The sequence below is a fragment of the Pseudoalteromonas sp. S554 genome, from assembly GCF_005930865.1.
Classification (GTDB): domain Bacteria; phylum Pseudomonadota; class Gammaproteobacteria; order Enterobacterales; family Alteromonadaceae; genus Pseudoalteromonas; species Pseudoalteromonas marina.
In genome coordinates this window covers 1-19,443 of the sequence record NZ_PNDV01000057.1, presented here as the reverse complement: position 1 = coordinate 19,443, position 19,443 = coordinate 1, and the positions used below count along the sequence as shown (strand labels likewise).

Here is a 19,443-nt window from a genome sequence, read left to right as displayed (position 1 = left end):
CAGATGCTGCAGCGTCAACTGCAGCATCTAATTGGCTTAATTTTCTTCCAACTCGATGTTGATACCCAGTGAGCGGATTTCTTTCAACAATACGTTGAACGATTCTGGCATACCTGGTTCCATCTTGTGGTTACCATCAACGATGTTTTTATACATCTTAGTACGACCATTCACGTCATCCGATTTCACTGTTAGCATTTCTTGTAGAGTGTAAGCAGCACCATAAGCTTCAAGTGCCCATACTTCCATCTCACCAAAACGCTGGCCACCGAACTGTGCTTTACCACCCAGCGGCTGCTGAGTAACAAGGCTATAAGAACCAGTAGAACGCGCGTGCATCTTATCATCAACCAAGTGGTTAAGTTTAAGCATGTACATGTAACCAACAGTTACTTGACGTTCAAACTGATCGCCAGTACGGCCATCATAAAGTGTAACCTGACCACTTCTAGGGTATCCACCAAGCTCTAGCATGTCTTTGATTTCGCTTTCTTTAGCGCCATCAAATGCAGGAGTAGCGATTGGTAAACCACCTTTTAAGTTTTCAGCTAGGCGACGAATTTCGTCATCAGAGAAACTTGCAATGTCTACAACTTGGCGAGATTCACCAATTTCGTAAGCTTGCTTGATGAATTCACGTAGCTCATGAAGCTCACGTTGCTCTTTCATCATTTCTTCTAAACGTTCACCGATACCACGTGCAGCAAGACCCATATGTGTTTCAAGGATCTGACCGATGTTCATACGCGATGGTACACCTAGTGGATTTAGTACGATATCTACCGTACGACCTTTATCATCGTATGGCATATCTTCTACTGGTACGATAGTCGAGATAACACCTTTGTTACCGTGACGACCCGCCATTTTATCACCCGGTTGGATACGACGTTTAACAGCTAGGTATACTTTAACAATTTTAAGTACGCCTGGTGCTAAGTCATCACCTTGAGTAATTTTACGACGTTTGTTTTCAAACTTCTTATCGTATTCAGCTTTAAGTTCATCGTACTGTGCAGCTAGTTGCTCAAGTTCAGCTTGCTTATCTTCTTCAGCAAGGCTTTGAGTTAATAGTTTTTCAGCATTTAATGACACTAAGTTGTTTTCATCAAAGCCTGCAGCTACAAGTAGCTTACGAGCGCGTTCTAAAACGCCAGCTTCAAGAATACGGAACTCTTCGTTGAAGTCTTTCTTCGCTTCGCGAAGCTGCATGTCTTCAACTTCTAACGCACGCTTATCTTTTTCAACACCGTCACGGGTGAAAACTTGCACGTCAATTACTGTACCAGTTACAGAGTTTGGTACACGTAAAGAGCTGTCTTTAACGTCAGATGCTTTTTCGCCGAAGATAGCACGCAGTAGCTTCTCTTCAGGTGTAAGCTGTGTTTCGCCTTTCGGAGTCACTTTACCTACTAGAATATCGCCGCCTTTAACTTCAGCACCAATATAAACAACGCCTGATTCATCAAGCTTGCCTAGTGCAGATTCGCCCACGTTCGGGATATCTGCAGTGATCTCTTCTGGACCTAATTTAGTATCACGGGCAACACACTGTAGTTCTTGAATATGGATAGTCGTTAAACGATCTTCTTCAACTACGCGCTCTGATAGTAAGATTGAATCCTCGAAGTTATAACCGTTCCATGGCATGAATGCCACGCGAAGGTTTTGACCAAGGGCTAAGTCACCTAAGTCAGTCGAAGGACCATCTGCTAACACGTCACCACGAGTAACCGGTTCACCAACCATGCACGTTGGTTTTTGGTTAATACATGTATTTTGGTTAGAACGTGTGTACTTGGTTAAGTTGTAGATGTCGATACCCGCTTCACCAGGGATGCGTTCTTCTTCATGTACGTTTACAACGATGCGACTTGCGTCGGCATACATTACTTCACCACCACGTTTTGCAACAATCGTTACACCAGAATCTTTCGCTAGTGTTAACTCAATACCTGTACCTACTAACGGCTTATCCGCTTTCAATGTTGGTACTGCTTGACGTTGCATGTTTGAACCCATCAATGCGCGGTTAGCATCATCGTGTTCTAGGAACGGGATAAGTGCTGCTGCTACAGAGATCACCTGTTGTGGTGATACATCCATATATTGCTGGTCCATGCGACCCATAAAGGTTGATTCACCTTTGTGACGACATGGAATAAGTTCATCTACAAACTCATTGGTTTCAGTTAAGTTTGAGTTCGCCTGTGCGATAACAAACTGACCTTCTTCAATGGCTGATAAGTAATCAACTTCATCAGTTACTACACCGTCTACCACTTTGCGGTAAGGTGTTTCTAAGAAACCGTAGTCATTTGTACGTGCGTACGTAGACAATGAGTTAATTAGACCGATGTTTGGACCCTCAGGAGTCTCGATTGGACATACGCGACCGTAGTGAGTTACGTGAACGTCACGTACTTCAAAGCCAGCGCGCTCACGTGTTAGACCGCCCGGACCTAATGCAGAAATACGACGCTTATGCGTTACTTCTGATAGCGGGTTATTTTGGTCCATAAACTGTGATAACTGAGACGAGCCGAAGAACTCTTTAACCGCTGCCGAAATAGGCTTAGCGTTAATAAGATCTTGTGGCATTATCGCGTCAAGGTCACCTAAGCTTAAACGCTCACGTACAGCACGTTCTACACGTACTAGACCAACACGGAATTGGTTCTCAGCCATTTCGCCAACACTACGTATACGACGGTTGCCTAAGTGGTCGATATCATCAACATCGCCTTGACCGTTACGAATAGCAATTAATACTTTCATAACAGACACGATGTCTTCTTTGCTTAATGTGCCTGGGCCTGTGTCAGAATCGTAACCAACACGGCTATTAAACTTCATACGACCAACAGTTGATAGGTCATAACGCTCTTCAGAGAAGAACAAGTTTTGGAATAAGGCTTCAGCCGCGTCTTTCGTCGGTGGCTCGCCTGGCCGCATCATGCGATAAATTTCTACTAGTGCTTCTAAACGGTTGCTTGAAGAGTCAATGTTCAATGTATTTGACATGTAAGCACCGCTGTCCACTTCATTGATGTACAACGTATCAATGGTAGTGTGACCGGCTTTAACTAATTCAGCCATAAGCTCAAGAGTTAATTCATCATTCGCATTTGCAATAACTTCACCCGTTGATTCATCAACGTAGTTTTTAGAAATAATACGGCCAATGATGTACTCATGAGGTACTTCTAACTGAGTAATGCCTTTTTTCTCGATACTCTTGATGTGACGAGCCGTAACACGACGCCCGCTTTCAACAAGTACTTCACCGTCTTCGCCTTTGATATCAAAAGCGGCAGTTTCACCACGTAAACGTGAAGGTACAAGTTCCATTAGAACTTTACCGTCAGCTACTTCAAACGCAGTAGTATCGAAGAAGATATCTAGGATTTCTTCACTAGAGTACTCAAGTGCACGTAAGATGATAGACGCCGGTAATTTACGACGGCGGTCAATACGTACATATAAGTTATCTTTTGCATCAAATTCGAAGTCTAACCATGAACCACGGTAAGGAATAACGCGTGCGTTATATAATACTTTACCTGATGAATGAGTTTTACCGCGGTCGTTATCAAAGAATACACCAGGGCTACGGTGTAGCTGAGAAACGATAACACGCTCTGTACCATTGATTACAAAGGTACCGGTATCGGTCATGAGCGGAATTTCGCCCATGTAAACTTCTTGCTCTTTAATGTCTTTAACTGTGCCTGGAGCTTCTTTGTCCATAACAACAAGACGCAGTTTCACGCGAAGTGGAGCAGAATAAGTCACACCGCGAATTTGACATTCTTTTACATCGAAAACTGGCTCACCAATACGGTAACTTACGTATTGAAGCTCAGAATTTCCCGAGTAGCTTTTTATAGGGAACACAGAACGGAAGGCAGCTTCCAAACCATGATCGCCATCAGCGTCCGGCACTAAGAATTTTTTAAACGATTCTAACTGTGTAGACAGTAAAAAAGGTATATCCAAAACTTGTGGACGTTTACCAAAATCCTTACGGATACGTTTCTTTTCAGAATAAGAGTAAGCCATGGGGTTCCTCAGCTTGCTGATCTTTGACCCGACCTGTTCTTGTAAGAACAGACTTAACTGGCAGCTATGCCAAGATTTACAACATTTTATTGTTGTTCTAATTAAATCCCTTTTCAACACTAGCAAACTATAAAGCGTTGAAAGTAAAGAAATAATTAGATTTTATTTGCGCTATAAGAGTGCATCACTCCATAGCGCAAAAAGGCCGGTGATTAAATAATCACCAGCCCTTGCCTGATTTCTCAGGCAGCGAACTTAGCGTAAGCTAAATTACTTAACCTCAACTTCAGCACCAGCTTCAGTAAGATCTTTTGCAAGTGCTTCAGCTTCTTCTTTAGATACACCTTCTTTAACAGGTGTAGGAGCAGCTTCAACAAGAGCTTTAGCTTCTTTAAGGCCAAGGCCTGTAGCGCTACGAACAGCTTTGATTGCAGCAACCTTGTTAGCGCCAGCGCCAGTAAGGATTACGTCAAATTCTGTTTTCTCTTCAGCAGCTTCAGCAGCTGGACCAGCTACCATTGCAGCTGCAGCAGTTACGCCGAATTTTTCTTCCATTGCTTCAACAAGAGCAACAACGTCCATTACTGACATTTCAGCAATTGCGTCAAGGATTTGGTCTTTAGATACAGACATTACAAATTTCCTAATAATTAACGGACTCTAGGTCCAAATAAATTTTACACCGAAAGGATTAAACAACTTAAAATTAAGCAGCTTGCTCTTCTTTCTGTACACGTACTGCTTCAATTGTTTTACACAATTTGCCAGCAGACGCTTCTTTCATAGCACTCATTAAGCGTGCAACAGCTTCGTCGTATGTAGGTAGAGTTGCAAGCATAGCTGCATCTACTACGTTACCTTCAAAAGCGGCCGTTTTAAGCTCAAATTTCTCATTCTTTTTCGCGAAATCTGAAAAGATACGCGCAGCAGCACCTGGGTGCTCTGATGAGAAAGCGATTAAGCTTGGACCAACAAATGAATCAGAAAGACACTCAAAATCTGTTCCTTCAAGAGCACGTTTTGCTAAAGTGTTACGAACAACTTTCATCCATACACCAGCTTCACGAGCTTCTTTACGAAGGGCAGTGATTGCGCCAACTGTTACACCACGAGAATCTGCAACAACTGCAGATAGAGCACCATTGGCTGCTTCGTTGACTTCAGCAACTATTGCTTTTTTGCCTTGAAGATTTAAAGCCATGGGTGTTACTCCTGGTTTAATGGGGTTACCGACAATCGGTTTCCCCTGTTCTACTCTTCCCTACCAAAAAGGTAGAGATGCTTTTTACGGCGAGAGCCAGAAGGATTAGGAAAAATCTATCTGGGGTCTACACCGTCTACGTAGGTAAAATTAAGGCCTAAGCCGCCTACGGTCTTGGACGGAAGCCCAATTTATCGCTTTGCCAGAGGCGCACCGAAATTATGAACTTCAACCCGAATTCTTTATTTTGCTAATTAATAAATTAATCAACAAAATGGCGCGAAATTATAGTACAAATTTCGTGCCATGTAAACACTAAATTAAGCAACTACTGTGTTTAAAGTAGCTTGGTCAACAGAAACACCTGCGCCCATTGTTGTAGAGATAGTTACTTTTTTCAAGTAAACACCTTTAGCTTGAGAAGGTTTAGCCTTCTTAAGTGCAACAATTAGAGCTTCAAGGTTTTGTTGAAGTTGCTCAGCTGTGAAATCAACCTTACCAATAGTAGTATGGATGATGCCGTTTTTGTCATTGCGGTAACGCACTTGACCAGCTTTAGCATTTTTAACTGCTTCTGCAACGTTAGGTGTTACAGTACCAGTTTTAGGGTTTGGCATTAGACCACGTGGACCTAAGATTTGACCTAGTTGACCAACAACACGCATAGCGTCTGGAGATGCAACAACAACGTCAAAATCCATCTCGCCTTTTTTAACTAGCTCAGCAAGATCTTCCATACCTACTAATTCAGCACCGGCTTCTTTCGCAGCTTCTGCGTTAGCGCCTTGTGTGAATACTGCAACGCGAACGTCACGACCAGTACCGTTAGGTAGTACAGTTGCACCACGAACGTTTTGGTCAGATTTACGAGCATCGATACCAAGGTTAACAGCAACGTCAACACTTTCTACGAATTTAGCTGTCGCTAACTCTTTTAAAAGAGCAACTGCTTCATTGATTTCGTAATCTTTAGTTACTTCCACTTTTTCGCGGATAGTACGCATACGTTTAGTTAATTTAGCCATTTCTTAGTCCTCTACGTTCAAGCCCATCGCACGCGCAGAACCTGCGATAGTGCGAACCGCTGCGTCCATATCGGCAGCTGTAAGGTCAGTTCGTTTTGTCTCAACAATCTCTTCAAGTTGAGCACGAGTTACTGTGCCTACTTTGTCAGTGTTAGGACGGCCTGAGCCTGACTTGATACCAGCAGCTTTCTTAAGTAAGTAAGCAGCAGGTGGCGTTTTCATGTCGAACGTAAATGAACGGTCACCGTAAACAGAGATCACTACAGGAACTGGAGCGCCTTTTTCGATAGACTCTGTACGTGCGTTAAACGCTTTACAGAATTCCATGATGTTTACACCGTGTTGACCTAGTGCAGGACCTACTGGAGGACTAGGATTAGCCATACCAGCGGCAACTTGTAGCTTGATTAGAGCTTCAACTTTTTTAGCCATTATAAATACCTCATTTGGTGGGTCTTAGCCTTGTGCGCGCGAGGACGCGTACTCTAACGGCTTCCCAGTTTAAAAATTGGTTTCGTACTTTTTGTACTGTAAAAATAAATTTTTACCTTTATACAAAAAGGCCGCTGATTATAAGATAATCAGCGGCCTTTTTCAAGCTTCGTGCCAAAATTTAAAATTTCAGCAGTGAAGCTTTTTTAATCAATTACTTATCTTGCTCAACTTGACCAAATTCAAGCTCAACTGGCGTAGAACGACCAAAAATAAGTACAGATACTTTTACGCGGCTTTTTTCGTAGTCAACTTCTTCAACTACACCACTGAAGTCTGCAAATGGACCGTCAGTTACGCGTACTACTTCACCTGGTTCGAATAATGTAGCAGGCTTAGGTGCTTCAGCATTTTCTTGTAAACGGTTAAGAATACGATCAGCTTCTTTAGAGCTAATTGGCGCTGGACGGTCAGATGTACCGCCAATGAAGCCCATTACACGCTCTGTGCTATTTACTAAGTGCCAGCTAGCGTCATTCATATCCATTTGTACTAGTACGTAGCCTGGAAAGAATTTACGCTCAGATTTACGCTTTTGACCTGCGCGCATCTCAACCACTTCTTCAGTTGGTACTAATATTTCACCAAAGCTCTCTTCAAGACCTTCGATTTTAATGTGTTCAGTTAACGTTTGAGCTACACGCTTTTCATAACCAGAAAATGCTTGTACTACGTACCAACGTAATTTAATTTCTTTGTTCTCATCCGACATGGGATCAGATCTCCAATCCAGTTAAAAAGCCAACAGCGCGGAATAAAATGCCATCTAATCCCCAAAGGATAAGTGCCATAATCACGGTTGCAACCATTACAATTAATGTCGTGTGGGTAGTTTCTTGACGCGTAGGCCAAATAACTTTGCGTACTTCAATTCGAGCTTCTTTAGCGAAAGCAAGAAAGGTACGTCCCTTAAAAGTTTGTGAGGCAATGGCTAATCCGGCCGCTATTGCAACAACAACGCCGATAGCACGTAGTAATACAGACTGATCTGCATACATATGATTACCAACAACTGCGCCTGCAAGTAGCGCGATTGCTACTAACCACTTCACTGACTCCATCCCGCTTGATGGTGTTTCTACATTCGTGCTCATAATATTATTACCTTAACTACAGACACAACAACCCTACACAATGGCAGGGTTAATCCATTAAAATCTAAACTTAAAAACAGACTTATTTAAACCGATTTTTAACCCCAGACTTACTCATATTAATGAGTAAATTGGCAGGGGCGGAGAGATTCGAACTCCCAACCGTCGGTTTTGGAGACCGCTGTTCTACCAATTGGAACTACGCCCCTGCAAAGTGGATGCCTATTATACTTACGCAAATCATTTACACAAGCCTAAAAGATACCCGCAATGCAAAATCTCTATAAACAATTAAGTACTTAATATTAAAAAGGCTTAATTCGCCCCTTTAACAAGTGGCACGCCATTATTACCCACAGGAATATAAACCGTTGTATGGTTTGGCGACTCGGCCATTTTTATTTGCGCATTTATGGCTTCATGTTGTAAATAATTAGCCGTAAGCGTAGCGTTAATAATTTTTTGTGCCTGCGCTATACCTTTTGCTTCTTCAACACGTATTTCTGCATCTTTACGCGCAATTTCTTTTTGTGTTTCTTTTTCAGCAAGTAACTGCTGCGCAGCTAGTTTTTTCTCTACCGCATTAGCAACAATATCGGGGTAGTTAATATTACCTACAACTACATTGGCAAGCTTAAAGGGGGTGGTTGATAAATAATTTTGTAAACGCAGTGTGACCTCTTGGGCTATTTTTTCGCGGTTTGTTTTAAGTTCACCACTGTCGTATTTCTGCACCGTATCTCTTACGTAAGTTCTGAACGTTTCACGCACAAAACGTTTGTACCAGTTTTCTGCTCCATATTGTTCAACAACGGTTTGCACTGAACCACTTTGAATGGCAATCACAGCATGAAAATCAAATTTTATGTTTAAATCATCATTAGCTAATATTCTAAATGTTTCGGTATACGTATTGGGCCGCATATCTATGTTTACCACTTCATTCCGCAGTAATGACATACCATAATTAGCAGGCCCTATCATGGTGCCTTGGTAACCACCTTCACCAAATACTCGTGGTTTTTCGTAAACATAGCCCTCTTCACCCGCTGGCGTACTTGGGTTAGTGCATGCGGTTAATCCAAACCCAATTACACCAACAACAAAGGCACCTTTAACTAAATTATTAACCAAACTTTGCATCCCTGAATTTCTTGCTCTCATTATTTGTCCTTTATTTCTCTAATACTTTATATACAACGCTTAATAGGCTTGAAGCACCAAACCTAAATGTGGTGGCTTGTAGATAGTCATCGCTCATTATTGAACGGGCTAGTGCTAAATATTCACTGGCATCAGCCACCGTTTTAACACCGCCGGCAGCTTTAAAACCAACACGTTTACCTGAATTTTTAATGGTCGTTAACATTACCTTAGTTGACTCAATCGTCGCATTTATAGCGACTTTGCCTGTACTCGTTTTTACAAAATCAGCGCCGCCTTTAATAGCCAGTTCGGTCGCTTGAGCAATCAACGACTCTGTTTTTAGCTCACCACTTTCTACAATTACTTTTAGCTGAGCTTGAGTGCCGCACGCTTTTTTACTTTCACTTATGTACTTAAGCGTGGCTTGCGTATCACCTGCTGCTAGTTTTTTATAAGGGATAACGAGGTCTATTTCATCTGCGCCGCGATCAATGGCTATAAGTGTTTCGTTTATCACATCGCTCAGCAGGGCGTCACCCGTTGGAAAGTTAGTCACCGTTGCTACTTTAACGTGGCTAAGCTCTCGTGCAGCAAGCGCTATTTTTGCATCGTCTACAAAATCGCTAAACACACACACCGCAGCTGGCGTGCCTAGTGCAGGCCTAATACTATTGATCAGAGCTTGAATGTCTTTTGTTGTGTCGCTTGTGTTTAAGCTAGTTAAATCCATAAGCTCTACTGCGAGTAATGCATCTTGTTGTTTTGTCATACGGACTCCCTTGCCCTGCTTGGGTAAAATTAATATGCCTCATATTAACAAATTAAAAAAAACTCGCTATAGCTCATAACCAAACACTCTAAGCTTATTATTTTACTTGTAACTAGCCGCAATCCCTTGTTAACTCAGTCTTAGGCTTAAAACCGCTACCCAATATAACTTTTGGTTATATCAACTTGGTTTTAATTATTTTTTACTTACACATAGCCGCTATATTCTGCGCAACAGATTAAAGCGTTTTATAAAATTGTTTAGGGGTGTTACCAACGTGCAATATTTACCTATCTTTACCAAACTCGACAACAAACCTGTATTGGTTGTTGGCGGTGGAGAGGTCGCATTACGCAAGTGTCGCGCGTTTTTAAAAGCCCGTGCAGCAGTAACCTTAGTGGCACCTTGGTTTTGTGACGAATTAAAAGAACACGCACAACACAACGAAGTGACCCTAATAGACGCTTACTTTGACGAATCACACCTAGACGGAAAAATGCTAGTTATTGCAGCAACCGATCGAGACGAAGTTAACAACACGGTGTTTGAGCTTGCCAATGCTCGCAATGTGTTTGTAAACGTGGTTGATGACCAACCTAAATGTACGTTTATATTTCCTTCTATTGTTGACCGTAACCCTATTACAATTGCTATTTCGAGTGCGGGAACAGCCCCTGTACTGGCACGCCGTTTACGCGAAAAGTTAGAGACATTAATACCACAACACATTGGCCCACTTGCCACACTGGTGGGTGGCTTTAGAGATAAAGTAAAACAGCGCTTTAAGCACTTTTCTGATCGCCGCCAATTTTGGGAAGGCGTGTTCGACTCATCAGTTGTGAGTAAAGTACAAACCGGCGACACCCAAGGTGCTGAGCAACAACTTGAACAAATGCTAGACGCTAAAGCCGAGCCCGAGGGCGAAGTTTATGTGGTAGGGGCAGGCCCTGGCGACCCAGAACTTTTAACCCTTAAAGCACTGCAACTTATGCAACAGGCTGATGTAGTTGTTTACGACTTTTTAGTGTCTGACGAAATTATGGAGCTTGTTCGTCGTGATGCAGACCTAATTTGTGTTGGTAAACGCTTAGGCGACCATAGTGTTGTTCAAGAAGACACTAACCAAATGTTGGTTGACCTAGCTAAACAAGGTAAAAAAGTATGCCGAATTAAAGGAGGAGATCCCTTTATTTATGGCCGAGGCGGTGAAGAAGTACAAGTACTAGCTGCCAACAAGGTGAATTACCAAATAGTACCGGGTATTACAGCTGCAGCAGGGTGTAGTGCGTATGCAGGTATTCCGCTTACGCATCGCGATCATGCCCAAGCTATTCAGTTTGTAACAGGGCACTGTAAAAAAGACGGCCAAGAACTTGATTGGCAATCACTGGCTAAACCAAACCAAACACTTGCTATATACATGGGCGTAATTAAGTCACCACACATTCAAGCAGAACTATTACAGCATGGCCGCAAAGCCGACACGCCAGTTGCCGTGATCGAAAATGGCACGCGCAAAAATCAACGTGTAGTAACAGGCCAATTAGGTGAGCTTGCCAATTTAATTGAACGCAACAGGATTGTATCGCCAGCATTACTTATTATTGGTGAAGTAGCTGCCTTACACTCGCAGCTTGCGTGGTTTGGGCAAAACAACCAAACAAGTAGCTATGCGCAACCGTTAACCGATATAGCACATTAGTAACCAAATTTAATTTTATAACTTTTAATCATTTTAGTAGGACGACTAACAATGGCTTTAACTCATCTTCAGCAACTTGAAGCTGAAAGTATCAAAATCATGCGCGAAGTCGCCGCTGAGTTTGAGAACCCAGTAATGCTTTACTCAATTGGTAAAGACTCGTCGGTACTTCTGCACTTAGCGCGTAAAGCGTTTTACCCTGCAAAAATTCCGTTTCCGTTATTACACGTAGACACCGACTGGAAGTTTCGTGAAATGATTGAATTTCGCGACCGCATAGCAAAAGAGTACGACTTTGACCTACTGGTACACAAAAACCCAGAAGGCTTAGCAATGGGCGTTGGCCCCTTTACTCATGGCTCTGGTAAGCATACCGACATAATGAAAACCCAAGGGTTAAAGCAAGCTCTTAACAAATACGGTTTTGATGCAGCCTTTGGTGGCGCTCGCCGCGACGAAGAAAAATCACGTGCAAAAGAGCGTGTGTACTCGTTCCGCGACAAGCACCATCGTTGGGATCCAAAAAACCAACGTCCAGAGCTTTGGAATACTTATAACAGTCAAGTAAACCCAGGCGAAAGCATTCGTGTATTCCCGTTATCTAACTGGACTGAGCTTGATATTTGGCAATACATTTATCAAGAAAACATCGAAATGGTTCCGCTTTACCTAGCTAAAGAGCGCCCTGTAGTTGAACGTGACGGCACACTTATCATGGTTGATGACGAACGTATGCCACTTGAAGAAGGCGAAGTACCACAAATGAAATCGGTCCGTTTTCGTACATTAGGCTGTTACCCACTAACCGGCGCCGTTGAATCTACAGCCAGTACACTAACCGAAATTATTGAAGAAATGCTGCTATCTACATCATCAGAACGCGAAGGCCGCGTTATTGACCATGACTCAGCAGGCTCAATGGAGAAGAAAAAACGTGAGGGGTATTTCTAATGTCTAGCCAAAATAACGATACATTTAACGAAGTAAAAGAAATAGGCATAGACGCATACCTAGCACGCCAACAAGACAAAAGCTTATTACGTATGCTTACCTGTGGCAGCGTAGACGATGGTAAATCAACACTGATTGGCCGCCTATTACACGACAGCCACCAAATTTATGAAGATCAGCTAGCAGCGCTTCACAAAGACAACGAAAAAGTAGGTAATGCAGGCGAAGATCTTGACCTTGCATTACTAGTAGATGGCCTACAAGCTGAACGCGAACAAGGTATTACCATTGACGTAGCGTACCGATACTTTTCAACGGCTAAGCGTAAATTTATTATTGCCGACACACCAGGGCACGAGCAATATACACGCAACATGGTAACGGGTGCATCAACAAGCGATGTCGCCATTATTTTGGTTGATGCGCGTTACGGCGTGCAAGTACAAACTAAACGCCATAGCTTTATTTGTGACTCGCTAGGTATTAAACAGTTTGTTGTAGCCATTAATAAAATGGATATCGTTGATTTTGACGAAACCGTTTATGAAAAAATCAAAGCCGATTACCTTAAATTTGCTGAGCAACTAAATGTAACAAACATCAAGTTTGTGCCTATGTCGGCACTTAAAGGCGACAACGTAGTAACGCGCTCTGCACATACTCCGTATTACACCGACAAACCACTGCTTGAGCTATTAGAAGATTCGCCAGCGGCTGAAACCGATACCGGTTTTGAAGCACGTTTACCCGTGCAATATGTAATACGCCCTAACTTAAACTTTCGTGGTTTTCAGGGCACATTAGCATCGGGCAAGCTACAAGTAGGCGACGCTGTAAAAGTATTACCGTCGGGTAAAACATCAAGCATTAAAGAAATTGTCACTTTTAATGGCAACCTAGACACAGCAGAAGCAGGCCAAGCAATTACTATTACGCTAAACAGTGAAATAGACATTAGCCGCGGCGACGTAATCGTACCGGCAAGTTCAACTGCCGCTGTTACTAATCAGCTTCAGGCTAAAATTGTATGGATGCACGAATCGCCATTAGTGCTAGGTAAAAACTACAACCTAAAACTAGGCAGCAAAAACACATCGGCTGTGGTTAAAAAGATTGACCACACTATTGATGTAAACACGCTTGAACACGGCTCTGCCGATTCATTACAGCTAAACGAAATTGCTATTGTAACGCTTGAGCTAACCGAAACTATTTTGGCCGACGAGTACCACAATAACCACGAAACAGGCTCTTTCATTCTAATTGACCGTTTATCTAACTTAACGGTAGCAGCCGGTATGATTGAACACGTACTACAAAGCGAGAAAAGTAAAAGCGATTTCAGTGACTTTGAAGTTGAGTTTAATAGCTTAGTACGCAAGCACTTCCCGCATTGGCAAGCGCTTGATATTTCGAAACTGTAAGTTTATTAATGTCTGTTAGGAATAATAAAGCATGGTAGAGCAGCTAGTTTTAACAGGCATAATGCTTACCTTAGTCGGGTGCCTTTTTGGCACCCGCATTAATCCAGCATGGTTATTTGTAAGCGCTATTGGCACCAGCTACTTAGCCGGGCTAATTGACCTTGAAAACATGCTAGTTAACTACGCCAATCCGTCACTTATTACCTTAGTACTCCTCGTATTAGTGTCGATTGCAATCGAAAAAACCACGTTAATTCAAAAGCTATCCATGTCGTTATCTAAAGGTAGCTTAGTTAAGTCGGTAACAAAGCTGGGGATTTCTACTGCATTTTTATCGTCATTTACCAATAATACGGCGGTTGTTGCCTCACTCATTACCGCAATAAAAGATAACCCAAACCATTCACCCTCAAAGCTATTATTACCGCTGTCGTACACTGCTATTTTAGGTGGCACCATTACACTCATTGGTACTTCAACAAACCTCATTGTTAACGGCTTTGCGGTCGATGCAGGTATGCAGCCACTGGGCTTTTTCGACTTTACCTTAGTGGGTTTAGGCGCGCTTAGCGTTGGCCTTATTACTATTTTGGTAATGTTTAAATACTTGCCTGACAACGGCAAAAGCGATCAGGAAGTTGTTCCTTTTTACCTTGAAGGTAAAGTACAAACAGGCTCAAAATTAATAGGTCGCACAGTAGAAGAAAACGGCCTACGCGATTTAAAAGACTTGTTCCTAGCTGAAATAATTCGTAATAACGAACGCATATGCGCAGTAACGCCTCAGCAAATTATTCAACAAAACGACATTTTATTATTTGTAGGCGACATTAAATCAGTCCCTCTATTAACACGCTTTGATGGTTTAAAAGTAGTACACGATAACCACGAAAAAGACATAGAACACTTGGTTGAAGTGGTCGTAAGTCAGTCGTCTAAATTTATAGGCAAAACAGTAAAAGAAATACGCTTTCGCGAACAGTTTCACGCTGCTGTTATTGCTATTCGCCGTGGGCACGACCGCCTTCAAGGCGGCCTTGGCCAAGTACAATTACAAGCAGGCGATTCACTCATTTTGGCACCCGGCAAAAACTTTTACAGCCTACCTAATTTAAAGCGTGAGTTTGTATATATTTCAGGCCTTGATTTACAAACCCACCTTGCGCCCAAACAATCTAATATTGTATTACTCAGCTTTGCGGGTGTATTGGGTTTAAGTATTTTTGGGGTAGTGCCGTTAGTAAAAGGCTTATTGGTATTACTTATTGGCTTAATGCTCAGCGGCACCATAAAGCTAAACGAAATAAAACGCCGATTTCCGCTTGAGTTACTTGTTGTAGTAGGTAGCGCTATTGGGCTTGCAAAATTAATGATAGGCACGGGACTTGCTGGGCAAATATCGAGTGCGCTATTTATGGTACTTGGCGACTTTGGTCCTTACGGCGCATTTATAGCCATATTTTTAATGACCGTATTATTTACCGAACTTATTACAAATAATGCGGCAGCGGCACTTTCATTTCCGGTTGCTTACTCATTGGCTGTTGGCTTTAATGTAGACCCGCTACCCTTTATTATGGCGGTTGCTTTTGGCGCATCGGCAAGTTTTATATCGCCATTTGGGTATCAAACAAATTTAATGGTGTATAGCGCGGGTAATTATCGCTTAAAAGATTACATTGTTATGGGCTTGCCCCTTTCTATTATTTATTCAATCACGGTATTAACCCTGATCCCGCTGGTATTTCCTTTTTAATACTGGCGCAAACAGCATAAGAGACACATCACTATGGATGAAAATATAGTTTGGCATAACTACGCAACCACTAAAGCACAACGTAGCGAGCAAAAAAAACATAAGCCGGCTATTTTATGGTTTACAGGTTTTTCAGGCTCAGGTAAAAGCACCGTAGCCAACGCACTCGAAGCAGCGCTTAATCAGCAAGGCGTACACACTTACCTGCTCGATGGCGACAACGTACGCCACGGCTTATGTAAAGACCTAGGCTTTAGCGATGAAGACCGCATAGAAAACATTCGCCGTGTAGGCGAAACCGCAAAACTAATGACCGACGCAGGCTTGTTAGTACTTACTGCGTTTATATCGCCGTTTAGAGCTGAACGTGACATGGTGCGCAATTTAGTAGACGACGGAGAGTTTATTGAAGTATTTATAGATACTCCGCTTGATGTATGCGAAAGCCGCGATCCAAAAGGGCTATACAAAAAAGCACGCGCAGGAGAGATAAAACACTTTACTGGCATCGACTCAAACTACGAAGTACCCACAAAGCCAGAAATAATTTTAGATACCAGTAAAAACACCCTAGACCAATCGGTTACACAACTGATAACGTATCTAAAACAAAAGCATATTATAGGTTAACCCCAATGAACCAAACCGAGCTACTAGAAGAAACCCTCATCCTTGCCCGCAAAGCAGGCCAAGCCATAATGGGGATTTACGAAAAGGACTTTAACGTTGAATACAAAGCCGATGAAAGCCCAGTAACCGACGCCGATTTAGCAGCTCATAAAGTCATTGTGACAGGGCTAAAACAGCTCACACCCGACACACCTATACTTAGCGAAGAAAACGCTGATATAAGCTGGGACATTCGTCAAACATGGAAAAGCTACTGGTTAGTAGACCCAATCGACGGCACTAAAGAGTTTATTAAAAAGAACGGCGAATTTACCGTAAATATAGCCCTAATCGAAAACGGCAAACCTGTGCTTGCTGTCGTTGATGCGCCCGCGCTTGGCGTATCGTACTTAGCCAGTAACGACATTGGCGCGTTTAAAGATAAAGGCGATGAGCGCATTGAGCTTAAAGTAACCACCAAACCTAATAAAGGGTTAATACGTGTTGTAGGCAGCCGCTCGCACCCATCACCCGATTTAGCCGAATTTGTAAAACGCTTTGACGACGTAGAAATGGTCTCAAAAGGCAGCTCACTAAAACTGTGTTTAGTTGCCGAAGGCAGCGCCGATATTTACCCGCGCTTAGGCCCAACCTGTGAATGGGATACCGGCGCAGGCCATGCTATCGCCGAAATAGCCGGTGCAAAAGTCACTAAACTTGATGGCAGCCCGCTTATTTATAACACCAAAGATGAGTACTTAAATCCGTATTTTATTGTAAGTGCGATAGAAGAATAAAAGTTAAGAGCTATCAGTTGTCAGCAAGATAAGTGATAGCTTTTACTATAAGAGTTACTCAGGAAGCATAAAGTAAAATACTTAGTAACGCTTAAGTTATTTGTTATGTAAAAGCTAACTTAATAAGCGCACTAAAGCACAGCAAAGTTATAAACAAACCAAGCGATAAAATAACCTTTTCCTTCAGGGTTTGCTCAGGCTTTTGGGCAAATACAAAAACAGTTCGGTAAAGCGTACTAGGCACTATTAAAACCAAGCCAATAAACGCAGGAAACACACCTAATATAAAACCAAATGCAAAACCTGAATTTTCCATTTGGCCAAATATAGCGCTAAACCCAAACCAAATAATAGCAACTGCAAAAAACGCAACGCCCACTGAAATCGATAAAAGTGCCATTTATTAAATTCCTTTTATTTCATCTCGAAAGAAAAACATTCAATTTATATTCAATAGTAAAAGCACTATTCCTCCAACAAATAGCACAAAATAAATCAATCACCTTCTTTTTATCCATGCTAACTCTCTTTACTGCCTTTGTTTTTATTTAAGTTCTGTACTTATAAACTTTAAATGCGTTTTAGTTAACTGATTTGGCGCTATTGTAGCCGGTGAAAATATAAGTAACGTTTTAGCCTTTATTAAATTGCGGTCTTAACGCTGAAATTCGTAGTCGGTAACCCTAACTTTTTGGCTATCGCTGCAAATTGAGCTTTTGTGTATGGCCCATAAACAAACTCATTGTGCTCAGCGAACTTGTTATCTTTGGTTTTATCAATATAGTAAAAAGCACAAATTTTATGCGGGCAAGCATAAACCGAAATATATTGTTCGTTCGAATTAATATTTATTGGTTCATTGAGTCGCCCAATATATGTGCCCCGACCAAGGCTATAACCTAACCTTTTGGTACCGTCGATGTAATACACTTTATAAGGTTGCTCCTCCCAAACTGGAGAACACCCATTAAGAAGTAATAATATTAAAACTAAACATGTTCTCACACATTTCCCTGCATTCTAGTAACTTGCTCAAATTACACCCTTATAGTTAACATGAGTGCGTTCTTTTTTTGGAACATCTATTAGTAACAAACTGTGTAAGTGATTGCCAATTATAAAATTATATTTAATCTAGGTATTTTACTATGTGTAAAAGGGTGTGGCGTGAAACAAGGCAGTGCTTTTAACTTAAGGAGAGAGACAAAAGAATGACCGCTTCCAATCAACAAGTAATGGTTGTTATAAGTTTTTGAGACTTGCCATTAATTGAACGCTTTTTAAAAGCGACAACCCTTAACGGTTTTGCTGGGCGATAAAAGCAAGCGAGTGTTGATTAAATAAGTCTGGGCGTTCCACATTACAAACATGGCCGCAATGGTGAATAGTTTGCAGTACGCTATTTTTATGGCGTTTAACCATTTCTTTAACAGGGCCAAGGAACATATGATCTTCTTTACCCATAATGTAAAGAATGGGGATATCGATGTCTTTTTCTTTGAAATACTGCATTAAGGGGTTTACATCCATGGCTAATTTAAACCATTTTATAAACTCCTTTTGGCACAAACGTTTTGCTTCACGAACAAACAAAAGCCGAGATTCTTTATGGCGCTTTTTCGGCATCATAATAAAAGCAAATAAACGGTATAGCCACATATACGGCAAGAAATGCTTAAAGGTATTACCTAAATAAACCAAAGTATTACTGCGAGTATTAAAGCGAGTTACCGCGCCACCTAGCACCATGCTAGAAACATATTGCGGCGCAATTTCAGCAATATTACGAATGAGTATTGTGCCCAATGAAATACCAACAAAGTGTGCGCTGGTGATATTGTTATGGTCTAACACATCAATAATATCTTTAGAGACGTTATTAAACGAATAATTATTATCAACAAAATTTTGTACTAAGTTATTTGATTTACCGTGACCACGAAGATCTAGCAACAATACATTGTATTCTTTTTTATAAGCTTTGAGCTGACGAAACCAAATTGCCGAACTTCCCCCAGCGCCATGGACAAATACAACCCATGTTTGACTGGTTTCGTGCGGAAAAATAGTATGAAAAAGAATGTCTGTGCTCATTGCTGTTAGCGGCCTATTTACTTCATTTGGCATATTCAATTGTAAGAAGTATAACGGAGTTTAATAAAAATCTCTCATCAAGTTCACAACAATAGCGCCTACTTAACAACTTTTCGGAACAGGTTTTAATTTTTAAATAAAAACAAATAAGAATAACCTTTGAATCGCCCCGAGTTCATCGGAGACCAGTTTGTTTAAGTCAGGCCACTTTACCTGACTCGTTTAAATTATCATAGTAGTCTGTTTCATATTGAGCTGGTGAAATATACCCAATTGAAGATAATAAGCGTTGATTATTAAACCAATTGCGCCCCGATAACG

The 19,443-nt window shown here is 41.7% G+C and carries 18 protein-coding genes and 1 tRNA gene; 6 read left to right on the top strand and 13 right to left on the bottom strand.

Features of this window, described 5'->3' with window-relative positions; genetic code table 11:
- Positions 1–36: 36 nt before the first annotated feature.
- The 10 genes from rpoB to deoC form a co-directional block, all read right to left on the bottom strand.
- Positions 37–4,062 carry a DNA-directed RNA polymerase subunit beta gene (gene rpoB, locus CWB65_RS13080; protein WP_058405991.1) on the bottom strand — a complete coding sequence of 1,342 codons (4,026 nt, stop codon included), beginning with the start codon at positions 4,060–4,062 and terminating at the stop codon, positions 37–39.
- A gap of 270 nt (positions 4,063–4,332) precedes the next feature.
- Positions 4,333–4,695, bottom strand: coding sequence for a 50S ribosomal protein L7/L12 (gene rplL, locus CWB65_RS13075; RefSeq protein ID WP_006791261.1), 363 nt, complete (start codon positions 4,693–4,695; stop codon positions 4,333–4,335).
- Positions 4,696–4,768: 73 nt separating this feature from the next.
- Positions 4,769–5,263 carry a 50S ribosomal protein L10 gene (rplJ, locus tag CWB65_RS13070; protein ID WP_054206867.1) on the bottom strand — a complete coding sequence of 165 codons (495 nt, stop codon included), beginning with the start codon at positions 5,261–5,263 and terminating at the stop codon, positions 4,769–4,771.
- Between the two features lie 320 nt (positions 5,264–5,583).
- The gene (gene rplA, locus CWB65_RS13065; protein ID WP_006791263.1) at positions 5,584–6,288 is read right to left on the bottom strand and encodes a 50S ribosomal protein L1; all 705 of its coding nucleotides are present in this window, start codon (positions 6,286–6,288) and stop codon (positions 5,584–5,586) included.
- Between the two features lie 3 nt (positions 6,289–6,291).
- Entirely contained in the window at positions 6,292–6,720 is a 429-nt protein-coding gene (gene rplK, locus CWB65_RS13060; RefSeq protein ID WP_002958879.1) for a 50S ribosomal protein L11, read from the bottom strand.
- A 214-nt stretch (positions 6,721–6,934) separates the two neighbouring features.
- The gene (gene nusG, locus CWB65_RS13055; protein ID WP_006791264.1) at positions 6,935–7,492 is read right to left on the bottom strand and encodes a transcription termination/antitermination protein NusG; all 558 of its coding nucleotides are present in this window, start codon (positions 7,490–7,492) and stop codon (positions 6,935–6,937) included.
- A gap of 4 nt (positions 7,493–7,496) precedes the next feature.
- On the bottom strand, positions 7,497–7,874 hold the full coding sequence (gene secE, locus CWB65_RS13050; protein ID WP_006791265.1) for a preprotein translocase subunit SecE: 378 nt from the start codon (positions 7,872–7,874) through the stop codon (positions 7,497–7,499).
- 132 nt (positions 7,875–8,006) lie between these two features.
- Positions 8,007–8,083 (bottom strand) — tRNA-Trp (locus CWB65_RS13045).
- Positions 8,084–8,189: 106 nt separating this feature from the next.
- Positions 8,190–9,038: an SPFH domain-containing protein gene (locus CWB65_RS13040; protein ID WP_010557707.1), complete on the bottom strand. Its 849-nt coding sequence runs from the start codon at positions 9,036–9,038 to the stop codon at positions 8,190–8,192.
- A 10-nt stretch (positions 9,039–9,048) separates the two neighbouring features.
- A complete protein-coding gene (gene deoC / locus CWB65_RS13035) occupies positions 9,049–9,789 on the bottom strand; it encodes a deoxyribose-phosphate aldolase (RefSeq protein WP_138740757.1) in 741 nt (246 codons plus the stop codon).
- A 277-nt stretch (positions 9,790–10,066) separates the two neighbouring features.
- Between deoC and cysG the strand changes: the two genes are divergently transcribed.
- From cysG to cysQ, 6 genes are read left to right on the top strand one after another with little or no spacing between them, the layout of a single operon-like run.
- Positions 10,067–11,491 carry a siroheme synthase CysG gene (gene cysG / locus CWB65_RS13030; RefSeq protein WP_138740756.1) on the top strand — a complete coding sequence of 475 codons (1,425 nt, stop codon included), beginning with the start codon at positions 10,067–10,069 and terminating at the stop codon, positions 11,489–11,491.
- Between the two features lie 51 nt (positions 11,492–11,542).
- Positions 11,543–12,442, top strand: coding sequence for a sulfate adenylyltransferase subunit CysD (gene cysD, locus CWB65_RS13025; protein WP_006791269.1), 900 nt, complete (start codon positions 11,543–11,545; stop codon positions 12,440–12,442).
- Positions 12,442–13,866, top strand: a complete 1,425-nt coding sequence (gene cysN, locus CWB65_RS13020; protein ID WP_138740755.1) for a sulfate adenylyltransferase subunit CysN — start codon at positions 12,442–12,444, stop codon at positions 13,864–13,866. Before cysD ends, cysN begins: the two co-directional genes overlap by 1 nt.
- Before the next feature lie 31 nt (positions 13,867–13,897).
- Positions 13,898–15,622: an SLC13 family permease gene (locus CWB65_RS13015; protein WP_138740754.1), complete on the top strand. Its 1,725-nt coding sequence runs from the start codon at positions 13,898–13,900 to the stop codon at positions 15,620–15,622.
- Positions 15,623–15,655: 33 nt separating this feature from the next.
- On the top strand, positions 15,656–16,252 hold the full coding sequence (cysC, locus tag CWB65_RS13010) for an adenylyl-sulfate kinase (protein WP_138740753.1): 597 nt from the start codon (positions 15,656–15,658) through the stop codon (positions 16,250–16,252).
- Between the two features lie 5 nt (positions 16,253–16,257).
- Positions 16,258–17,028 carry a 3'(2'),5'-bisphosphate nucleotidase CysQ gene (gene cysQ, locus CWB65_RS13005; protein ID WP_138740752.1) on the top strand — a complete coding sequence of 257 codons (771 nt, stop codon included), beginning with the start codon at positions 16,258–16,260 and terminating at the stop codon, positions 17,026–17,028.
- A 103-nt stretch (positions 17,029–17,131) separates the two neighbouring features.
- Here the strand turns inward: cysQ and CWB65_RS13000 are convergent, their stop codons facing one another.
- The 3 genes from CWB65_RS13000 to CWB65_RS20265 form a co-directional block, all read right to left on the bottom strand.
- Positions 17,132–17,428 carry a hypothetical protein gene (locus tag CWB65_RS13000; RefSeq protein ID WP_138740751.1) on the bottom strand — a complete coding sequence of 99 codons (297 nt, stop codon included), beginning with the start codon at positions 17,426–17,428 and terminating at the stop codon, positions 17,132–17,134.
- 896 nt (positions 17,429–18,324) lie between these two features.
- Positions 18,325–19,122, bottom strand: a complete 798-nt coding sequence (locus CWB65_RS12990; RefSeq protein WP_006791277.1) for an alpha/beta fold hydrolase — start codon at positions 19,120–19,122, stop codon at positions 18,325–18,327.
- 199 nt (positions 19,123–19,321) lie between these two features.
- Positions 19,322–19,443: IS3 family transposase (locus CWB65_RS20265; protein WP_502704846.1), on the bottom strand; the 122-nt coding region annotated here is incomplete at its 5' end.